Consider the following 9,661-nt stretch of genomic DNA (forward strand, 5'->3'; position numbering starts at 1 on the left):
CCCGGAACGCCGCTTCTCCTGTGACCCACGTCCCAAGATTCCGCGGGGCGCACTGGCGCGCGCAGCGGCGTTCCGCGAGGTCAGCCGCCCGCCCCGCCGTCCGGGACGGGCTTCCGGCCGCCACGTGGGCGGGCTTCCGGTCGGCGCGTGCGGAGGGCTCGTGCTCGGTGCGCGGGGAGCGCCCGCGCGGCGCCTGTGCGCTGGGCCGGTCAGTGCCCGCTGAAGTGGTACTCCCAGCCCGCTTCCGGCGTGTACCGCAGCCGGTAGCAGGTCTCGATCTTGGGCCCGTCGTGCAGGTGGATGTGCCGGAGGAGTCTGCCGAGCACGGCTTCGGAGTCGCGCAGGTCCTGCGTTCGTCCGTCCAGCGGCCCACCCACGAACCGCACCATTCGCTCCGGCATGGCGACCAGTCTCGGTGATCCCCGCTGCTCCGATCCACCCCCGCGCCCCCGGTCATCACTCGGAAGAGTGAGCGCGGGCGGATCGGCCGACCCGGCGGGCGGAGCAGAGGTCTGTCGCGGCGCGCCGCCGCAGCGGACCCCGCTTGCGGCGCGTCGGAGCTGACCAGGGACGATCGGGGGTGCCATGAAGCTGACTGACCACCTCCCCGCCTCGCCCGAACCGGACGCGCTGCTCGACGCCTTCACCACCTGGACCACCGAGCAGGGCATCGAGCTCTACCCGGCGCAGGAAGAAGCGCTGATGGAGGTGGTGACCGGGGCGAACGTCATCCTCAGCACCCCCACCGGCTCCGGCAAGAGCCTCGTCGCCACCGGCGCGCACTTCACCGCCCTCGCCGAGGGCAAGCGCAGCTACTACACCGCGCCGATCAAGGCGCTGGTCTCGGAGAAGTTCTTCGCGCTGGTCGACGTCTTCGGTGCCGACAACGTCGGCATGATGACCGGTGACAGCAGCGTGAACGCGGACGCGCCGATCATCTGCTGCACCGCGGAGATCCTGGCGAACCTGGCGCTGCGCGACGGCGAGCAGGCCGAGCTCGGCCAGGTCGTGATGGACGAGTTCCACTTCTACGCGGAACCGGAGCGCGGCTGGGCGTGGCAGGTGCCGCTGCTGGAGCTGCCGCAGGCCCAGTTCGTGCTCATGTCGGCGACGCTCGGCGACGTCACCCGCTTCGAACGGGACCTCACCGCCCGCACCGGCCGTTCGACGGCGGTGGTGAGCTCGGCGGAGCGCCCGATCCCGTTGACCTTCCGCTACGCGCTGACGCCGCTGCACGAGACGATCGAGGAGCTGCTGGGCGGCAACCAGGCCCCGGTCTACGTCGTCTACTTCAACCAGGCGTCGGCGATGGAGCAGGCGCAGGGCCTGATGAGCGTGAACGTCGCCTCCCGCGAGCAGCGGAACAAGATCGCGGAGGCGATCGGCGACTTCCGGTTCACCGCGGGCTTCGGCAAGACGCTGTCCCGGCTGGTGCGCCACGGCATCGGCGTGCACCACGCGGGGATGCTGCCGAAGTACCGGCGGCTGGTGGAGCAGCTGGCGCAGGCGGGGCTGCTGAAGATCATCTGCGGGACGGACACGCTGGGCGTCGGCATCAACGTGCCGATCCGCACCGTGCTGCTGACCGGGCTCACCAAGTACGACGGGGTGCGCACCCGGCACCTGAAGGCGCGCGAGTTCCACCAGATCGCCGGGCGCGCGGGCCGCGCGGGCTACGACACCGCGGGCTACGTGGTGGTGCAGGCCCCGGAGCACGTGATCGAGAACGAGAAGGCGCTGGCGAAGGCGGGGGAGGACCCGAAGAAGCGGCGCAAGGTGGTGCGCAAGCAGGCGCCCGAGGGCTTCGTGTCGTGGAGCGAGAAGACCTTCGAGAAGCTGGTGGAGGCCGAGCCGGAGCCGCTGATCTCCAGCTTCCAGGTCAGCCACTCGATGCTGCTCAACGTGATCAACCGCCCCGGTGACGCGTTCGCGGCGATGAAGCACCTGCTCACCGAGAACCACGAGGACCGCCCGGCGCAGCGCAGGCACATCCTGCGCGCCATCGCGATCTACCGCGCGCTGCTGGCCGCGGACGTGGTGGAGCGGCTGGACGAGCCGGACGAGCTGGGCCGCCGGGTGCGGCTGACGGTGGACCTGCAGTTCGACTTCGCGCTGAACCAGCCGCTGTCGCCGTTCGCGCTGGCCGCGATCGAGCTGCTGGACGTGGAGTCGCCGAGCTACGCGCTGGACGTGCTCTCCGTCATCGAGTCCACTCTGGACAACCCGCGGCAGGTGCTGTCGGCGCAGCAGTTCAAGGCGCGCGGCGAGGCCGTGGCGCAGATGAAGGCCGACGGCATCGAGTACGACGAGCGGATGGAGCTGCTGGAGGACGTCACCTACCCGAAGCCGCTGCAGGACATGCTGGAAGCGGCCTACGAGATGTACCGCAAGGGGCATCCGTGGGTCGCCGAGCACGAGCTGTCGCCGAAGTCGGTGGCGCGGGACATGTTCGAGCGGGCGATGAACTTCGTCGAGTTCGTCAACCACTACGGCCTGGCCCGGTCCGAGGGGCTGGTGCTGCGCTACCTCGCGGACGTCTACAAGGCGCTGCGCCACACGGTGCCCGCGGACGCGAAGACCGAGGAGCTCACCGACCTGGTGGAGTGGCTCGGCGAGCTGGTCCGCCAGGTCGATTCGAGCCTGCTCGACGAGTGGGAGCGGCTGCGCAACCCGGGTGCCGAGATCACCGCCGAGCCGGCGGCGGCCGAGGCGGCCCCCGCCGGGATCACCCAGAACAAGCGGGCGTTCCGGGTGCAGGTGCGCAACGCGCTGTTCCGCCGCGTGGAGCTCGCCGCCCGCCGCTGGACCACCCCGCTCGGCGAGCTGGACCCCGAGTTCGGCGCCGAGGCGTGGGAAGAGGCGCTGGACGGCTACTTCGCCGAGTACGACGAGATCGGCACCGACGCCGACGCGCGCGGCCCGGCGATGCTGATGATCACCGAAGAGCCGGAGCGCTGGCTGGTGCGCCAGATCTTCGCCGACCCGGCGGGCGACCACGACTGGGGCATCAGCGCCGAGGTCGATCTGGCCGCCTCCGACGAGGAGGGCTCCGCGGTGATCCGCGTGCAGGCGGTCGACCAGCAGTAGCGCGCCGGTCCGCGGGTGCCATACGGTCGGGGGACGCGACCGAGAGGAATGCGATCATGCCGCAGACCGTGGTAGTGGGCATCGACGGCTCCGATGAATCCGGGCGCGCGCTGCGCTGGGCCGCCGACTACGTCACGAAGGTGGGCGGGCTGGTGCACGCCATCGCCGTCTGGCACCAGCCGGTGCAGTTCGGCTACCGGCTGCCCACTCCGGACTCCGAACTGGAGGCGCGGGCCCGCGAGCTGCTGGACGGCACGACGGAGGCGGTGCAGCGGGAGTTCCCGGACGTCGACATCCGGCCCCGGCTGATCCGCGGGCACGTGGTCGACGAGCTGGTGGGGTTGTCGCCGCAGGCGGACATGATGGTGCTGGGCAACAAGGGCCACGGCGCGTTCACCGGCATGATGGTGGGTTCGGTGGCGCTGAAGCTGGTGCACCACGCCCGCTGCCCGGTGCTGGTGGTCCGCTGAACTCCTTCCCGGGCTTGCTGCTCAGCGGTTCCGCCGCTGACAGGACGAAGTGCGAACGCGAGCGGCCCGCTTCCCGTGGGGGAGGCGGGCCGCTCGGTGCGTGCGGGGCTCACTTCTCGCGGAAGGCGGTGATCATGCAGCCGAGCTCGGCGAAGCGTTCCCCGAGGCCGGGCAGCGCGCGTCCGTAGCCGGCGGTGATCTCGTTGGTGGGTTCGCGCCGCACGTTCCAGCCGCGCCCGGCCAGCACCTCGCCGGGGTCGGGGCGCTCGTCGGTGCTGAACAGGGCCTGCAGGTCCATGCCCCATTCGAGGGCGAGGTTCCGGAGCTCGTCGCTGACGTACTCCTCGCGCGGTCCGGTCATGTGCTCGATGGAGATCCTGCTGCCGGGGGCGGAGAACCGGTCGATGATGGCCAGCAGCTGCGCTTCCGCCTCGGCGGGCAGGTAGGGCAGGAGTCCTTCGGCGAGCCACGCGGTGGGCAGCGAGGCGTCGAACCCGGCGGTTTCGAGGGCGCTCGCCCAGTCGTCGCGCAGGTCCACCGGCACGACCCGCCGGTCGCTGCCGGGCTGCGCGCCGATCCGGTCCAGCGTCTCGTCCTTGAACTGCAGCACCTTCGGCTGGTCGATCTCGAAGACCCGCAGGCCTTCGGGCCAGTTGAGCCGGAACGCGCGAGTGTCGAGCCCGGACGCGAGGATCACCGCCTGCTGCACCCCGCCCGCGGCGGCGCGCAGGAAGTACTCGTCGAAGAACCGGGTCCGCACGCCGAGGTAGCCGGACATGGTCTCCAGCATCTCGGCGGAGGAGTTCTCCATCTCGGCGAGCGCCGGGGATCGGGCGGCGGCGACCAGGCCCTCGGCGTAGGGGTCGTTGATCAGCCGGTCGTCCCGGTGGGATTCGATCGCGCGTGCGGCCGCCACGGCGAGGGCGGTCATCCCGACGCCGGAGACGATGTCCCATTGCTCGTGGGTACTGGTCACGTGAGCACCTTCCGTCGGCTTCGACCTGCTTCGCAAGGCTAACGTTAAGGTTGCGCCATGCAACTATGTGTGAGCTGGTCGGCCTTCGCTCATTTCGGACGAACGGCGTAGCCCGGCCGCCGGGGCCGGTGGTTCGGCGCTGGTCGGGCGAGGTGCGCGGCGCGAAGGGCGCGGTCCGCGCGCGGCAGCGCGAGATCACCCGTTCGGCCCAGCGGTGCGAGGGCCGTCCGCACCGCCGGGCCGGACGATCAGTCCTGCTGCTCGTCCTGTTCGCGGCGCTGGTCCTCCGCGCGCTGCTCGTCCTCGCCGGGCGACCGGTCCTCGTCGCGGGCGTCGTCGTCCTGCCGCGACCCGTCCTGCTCGTCCCGATCGGTCCTCGCGCGCCGCCCGTCCGAGCCGCCGTCCTCGTCCTCCGCGCGCCGCTCGTTGCGCCGCTGCTCCTCGCGGTAGCCGTAGGCGGCCTGCCGGACCGCGGCGTCGGTCTCCAGGCTGGATCCCAAGGCACCCGCGATCACGCCCATCGTGGTGAACCCCCACGCCAGCGCCAGGTACCGGGTGAAGTCGGCCTCGTGCCCCAGACTGCTCGCCAGCAGCTCCGGCGGGACCACGAACAGCGCCACCAGCAGGTTGATCACGAACAGCCCGGCGTACATGCAGCCGACGCCGATGGTCAGCGTCGCCACCGTCGAGATGTTGTAGAGCAGCACCTGCTCCCGGTCCCGTGCGCTGTCCCGGCGCCGCTTCTCCCACAACCCGTGCGCGGCGATCAGCCAGCCCACCAGGATCACCACCGACCCGAGCGCGGCGAGCACCTGGCGCCCGGCGCCGAGCATGTCGCCGATCTGCCAGATCGTGCTCGACGACAACCCGAACGCGCTCGTGGCCACCGCCGCGGCCAGCGCGTTGCGCAGCCCGAACACCAGCCGCCACGGCTGGTTCGTGCGCACCATGCCGCTGAGCAGCCGGAGCCTGCCGCGGCTGCGGGTGGCGGTGTAGCGGACGTCGACCTCGCCGTCGTCGGAGCCCTGCTCGCTGGTGCGGCGGATGGGCGCGACCGCTTCGGTGAGCTTGCTGTCCAGCCCGTAGCGGTGGTCGGCGCCGCCGTCGCGACCGGTCAGCTCGTCGACGAGCTGCAGCACCACCTGGCGGGACCGCCGGTACGGCTGGGTGCCGCCCAGCGCGGGCAGCGAGACCACCGCGACCCGGCCGTCGAGGTTCGCGTCGGCGACCACCGGCCGCCGGTTCACCCGCACCGGCAGGTCGGTGAGGGTGATCGCGTAGTCCCAGTCCCGTTCCCGCAGCCGGTCGGCGGTGGCGCGCAGGATGTCGCGGGTGCTGTGCTCGCCGGCGGTCACCGGGTCCACGTCCACTTCGACCGTCCACTCGCGGTCGTCGCCGAGGTGCTCCGGCAACTCGTCCGCGAGGTGTCGCGCCACCTGCTCCGGCAGGTCCGGATCGGTGATCAGCCCCAGCTTCACCTGCCCGGATCGGCAGGCATCCGTTCGCCGGGTTCCGCCCGCGTCGTCCATCTGCTCCCGCACCTTCGCGTCGTCACTGATCATCCCCACCGGTTATCCGCTCGCCGGAAGACCAAACCCGTCACCGGCCTCGTGTCCGAACGGTCACGGAGCGTCGGGAGTGGCAGGTAGGCTCCGGCTTCGAGACGATCACCGGCCCGGGGGTGGCGATGAGCGAACCAGTCTGGTCGAACAACAGCAACAGCGCTCCGGTGCACGGCAACGTCGTGCAGGCCGGCCGGGTCGAGCGGCTCATCGTGCAGTCGCGCGACGGCGCCGAGCTCCCGGTGCCGCGGACGTTGCCGCGCGACCCGCGCCACCACGGGTTCCGGAACAGGGTGGTGGAGCTGGCCGAACTGGACCGGTTGCGGGGGCTCGCGAACGACGAGCAGCGCCCGCTGACGGTCGTGCTCCCCGGGATGCCCGGTGTCGGCAAGACGATGACGGCGCTGCGCTGGGCGCACCAGGTGCAGGACGAGTTCTCGGACGGGGTGCTGGTGGCCGATTTGGGCGGCGCCTCGCCGACCGGACCGGCGAGACCGTTCGACGTGCTCGGCGCCTTCCTGCGCGATCTCGGCGTCACCGAGGTCGGCGCGCTCATCACGGAGCGCGAACGCGTGAACCTGTTCCACACGCTCACCGCGCACCGCGAGCTGCTGATCGTGCTCGACGATGCCGCGACCTCGCGCCAGGTGAAGGCGCTGCTGCCGCCTTCCCCGCGCAGCTGCGTGGTCGTCACGACCCGGTACGCGCTGGATCTGCTGGGCGACGGCGGCGTGGAGCACGTCCCCGTGGAGCCCTTCGACTTGGACGACGCCCTGGCCCTGGTGTCGGAGGCGGCCGGGACGCCGGAGACCCCGCTGGATCCGGCCGCGCTGCGCAAGCTGGCCGAGGCGTGCGGTCGGCTTCCGCTGGCGCTGCGCGTCGCGGGTGCTCGGTTGCGCGGGCGGTCGTCGATCGAGTCCTTCGTGGACCGGGTCGTCGAGGGCTCCGGACTGCTGACCCACCTGCACTTCGATGGCGAGCGGCTCGTGCACGGCGTGTTCGAGGTCTGCTACCGGGAGCTGCCGCCCGCCGAGGCCCGCGCGTACCGGTTCCTGGGACTGCACCCCGGCCCGGAGTTCAGCGTCGCGGCGGTGGCCGCGCTGCTCGGCACCTCGGAGTTCGAGGCGGAAGAGGTGTTGGCGGAACTGCGCCGGGTCGGTCTCCTCGGCGTGACCGGTGACCGGTACCGGATCCACCCGCTGCTGCAGCGGCACGCGGAGGACGCCGGGCGCGATGCGGACACCGTCGCCGACCAGGCGGCGGCGCTGACGAGGCTCGTCGAGCACTACCACTCGTTCGCGATGGCCCGGGACGTCGTGCTGAGCTCCCGCCGCCGCCTCAGCACGCGGTACGACTCCGTGTCCGCCGCGCACACCGGGCCGAAGGCGCGGCGGAAGGCGCTGGACGACCTGGACACCGAGCGGCTCAACCTGCTCGCCGCAGTGCGGGTCGCCGAATCCCTCGGCCTCCACGACCGGGTCTGGCAGCTCTGCGAGAGCCTGTTCACCTACCAGTTCGACCGAGACCTGTTCGGTGACCTGCTCGACGCGCACCTGGCGGGCATCCGCGCCGCCGAAGCCCTCGGCGATGCCGCGGTGCTGGCTCGAATGGTCTCGCAGTACGGTTCCGGCTTGTTCGCCGCGCACGACGACGCCGAAGCCCGCGTCCAGTTCGAACGGGCCCGCCGCATCGCCGTCGAGTGCGGGGACGCGCTCGCGGAGCAGAGCGCCACCGAGTGGACCGGGTTCGTGCACGAGCGCGCGGGCGCCCCCGAGGCGGCGCTGGAGTGCTTCGAGCGTTCCCGGGCCATCATCCGCTCCCGGTTCGCCCCGGAGCACCGGCCGCGTCCGCTCGCGTTGTACGGGCTGAACGCCGGTCGGGTCCTGGTCTCGGTGGGGCGGTACGACGAGGCGCGCCCCGAGCTGCTGGCCGCCGCGGAGGTCTTCCGGACGAACGGTGAACGCGGCAACCTGGCGAAGGTCGAACTGCCGCTGGCCGAGCTGGAACTGCGCACCGGCGGCGCCGATGCGTTGCCGCGCTTGGAACGGGTGCTGGCCGTCTTCGCGGAACTCCGCATGCGGTCCTGGCAGGTAACGGCGCTGGAACTGCTCGCCGAAGCCCTGGATGGGGCGGGGGACGCCGAGAAGGCACTGCTCCGACGGCAGGAAGCGAGGGATCTCGCGATGGTGCTGGGACGGCAGCGGGCCGCCGCGGGGTCGGATCAGGACAGCTGAACGCGGACCCCGTTCACCGAGGTCTCCGGCCCGAGCTCGTCGATGCTCCTGCCTGCGGCGAGCCAGCCGTGCACCGCGGCGGCGAAGCACATCGGCCGGCCCGCGCCCGGGACCCGCGGGCTGATCCGCGCCGTGCGGCCGGAGCGGGTCCGCACCAGGCACGCGTCGCCCTGCACCGCTGCGGCCAGCAGCGATCCGGGACGTGCGTCGAGCGCGTCCCGGAGCCAGTCGTGCACGTGCTCGCCCCAGTCGCCCGTGGTGAGCACCAGCACGTCGGCGGCTTCGCGCAAGCTCCGCCCGGGATGTTCGGCCGCGACCACCAACGCCCCGTCGGCCGTGGTGCGTGGCAGATCCACGGGATGCCGGACCACCCGCAGACCGCCGTCGGGTTCGACCTCGGTGCGGGCGCGGCTCGCGGTCGGCAGGCAGGCCGCGGGTGCGGGGAGACCGCTGAGGTCGTCCGGCGGCACCGGTGGTTCCTCCTCGGGCTCGGGCAGCTCCAGCAGCTCGTAGCAGACCCGCCGCACCGCTCCGGCCGCCTCACCCGGGCGCGAGGTGAGCCGTCCGCCCAGGTCGGTGAACGAGGCGGCGGCCCGTTCGGCCGCAGCCAGCCGAGGGCCGATCGGCTCGTGCTCGGCCAGCCGCGGAGCGCGGGCACCGACGACGTCCACCAGCGAGCCCGGCGCGACCTCGCGGGCCGGGAATGAACCGAGCAGGGTGGGGATGCCGAGAACGGCGCCGTACGTGGTGACGGAGCCATGATCACCGATCAGGTAATCGGAGGCGATCAGCGTCGCGCGCCAACCGAATTCCGGTGGGACCAGCACGAGTCCCGCCCGCAGGTGCCGTGCGAGCAAGCGGTGCACTTCGCTGCGGCCGTGCCCGTACCAGATGTTCGGGTGCAGGATGGCGGCGAACCGGTGTTCGTCGGAGGGGAATTCGTCCAACACCCGGGAGAAGACGTCGGGAACTCTTCCCAGCAGCGATTCCGACCACCACGTCGAACTGATCGTGATGAGCGTCCGATCATCGGCGCCCAGTGCCCGCCGGTAGGCGGGGCGCCAGGGGAGGCTGGTCAGCAGTCGGTCGTAGCAGGCGTCACCGGCTACGACCGCGGTGCCGAGCGCTTCCGGGACCGCTGCCGCGAGTTGTGCGCGCTGGTCCTCGTGCGACATGACCAGGGCGGAGGCGATGGGGCGGCCTTCGTAGAGCACCCATTGCGGATCCAGCCCGAAAGCGACGCGCCGGTTCTCCGGTTCTCCGGTTCTCCGGTTCTCCGGTTCTCCGGTTCTCCGGTTCTCCGGTTCTCCGGTTCTCCGGTTCTCCGGTTCT

At 71.8% G+C, this 9,661-nt stretch carries 6 protein-coding genes and 1 pseudogene; 3 read left to right on the plus strand and 4 right to left on the minus strand.

Features of this window, described 5'->3' with window-relative positions:
- Nucleotides 1-209: 209 nt before the first annotated feature.
- Nucleotides 210-401 (minus strand): hypothetical protein, encoded by a 192-nt coding sequence (locus LCD35_RS16205; protein WP_224958953.1) that lies wholly within the window; start codon nucleotides 399-401, stop codon nucleotides 210-212.
- A 184-nt stretch (nucleotides 402-585) separates the two neighbouring features.
- Between LCD35_RS16205 and LCD35_RS16210 the strand changes: the two genes are divergently transcribed.
- The gene (locus LCD35_RS16210) at nucleotides 586-3,087 is read left to right on the plus strand and encodes an RNA helicase (RefSeq protein ID WP_224958952.1); all 2,502 of its coding nucleotides are present in this window, start codon (nucleotides 586-588) and stop codon (nucleotides 3,085-3,087) included.
- Between the two features lie 56 nt (nucleotides 3,088-3,143).
- Nucleotides 3,144-3,557: a universal stress protein gene (locus LCD35_RS16215; RefSeq protein WP_224958951.1), complete on the plus strand. Its 414-nt coding sequence runs from the start codon at nucleotides 3,144-3,146 to the stop codon at nucleotides 3,555-3,557.
- A gap of 109 nt (nucleotides 3,558-3,666) precedes the next feature.
- Here LCD35_RS16215 and LCD35_RS16220 read toward each other — a convergent pair whose 3' ends face one another.
- Entirely contained in the window at nucleotides 3,667-4,488 is an 822-nt protein-coding gene (locus LCD35_RS16220; protein ID WP_255615060.1) for an SAM-dependent methyltransferase, read from the minus strand.
- A 293-nt stretch (nucleotides 4,489-4,781) separates the two neighbouring features.
- On the minus strand, nucleotides 4,782-6,095 hold the full coding sequence (locus LCD35_RS16225) for a hypothetical protein (RefSeq protein ID WP_224966902.1): 1,314 nt from the start codon (nucleotides 6,093-6,095) through the stop codon (nucleotides 4,782-4,784).
- Nucleotides 6,096-6,220: 125 nt separating this feature from the next.
- Here LCD35_RS16225 and LCD35_RS16230 point away from each other — a divergent pair, with 125 nt between their 5' ends.
- On the plus strand, nucleotides 6,221-8,329 hold the full coding sequence (locus LCD35_RS16230) for an NB-ARC domain-containing protein (RefSeq protein ID WP_224966901.1): 2,109 nt from the start codon (nucleotides 6,221-6,223) through the stop codon (nucleotides 8,327-8,329).
- On the opposite strand, the pseudogene LCD35_RS16235 reads toward LCD35_RS16230, so the two are convergent.
- Nucleotides 8,317-9,661, minus strand: a pseudogene (locus tag LCD35_RS16235) (hypothetical protein); the annotation flags it as partial. The gene LCD35_RS16230 and the pseudogene LCD35_RS16235 overlap by 13 nt on opposite strands.

Origin of the sequence: Saccharopolyspora sp. 6V (assembly GCF_020176785.1) — a bacterium.
Lineage (GTDB): Bacteria > Actinomycetota > Actinomycetes > Mycobacteriales > Pseudonocardiaceae > Saccharopolyspora_C > Saccharopolyspora_C gregorii.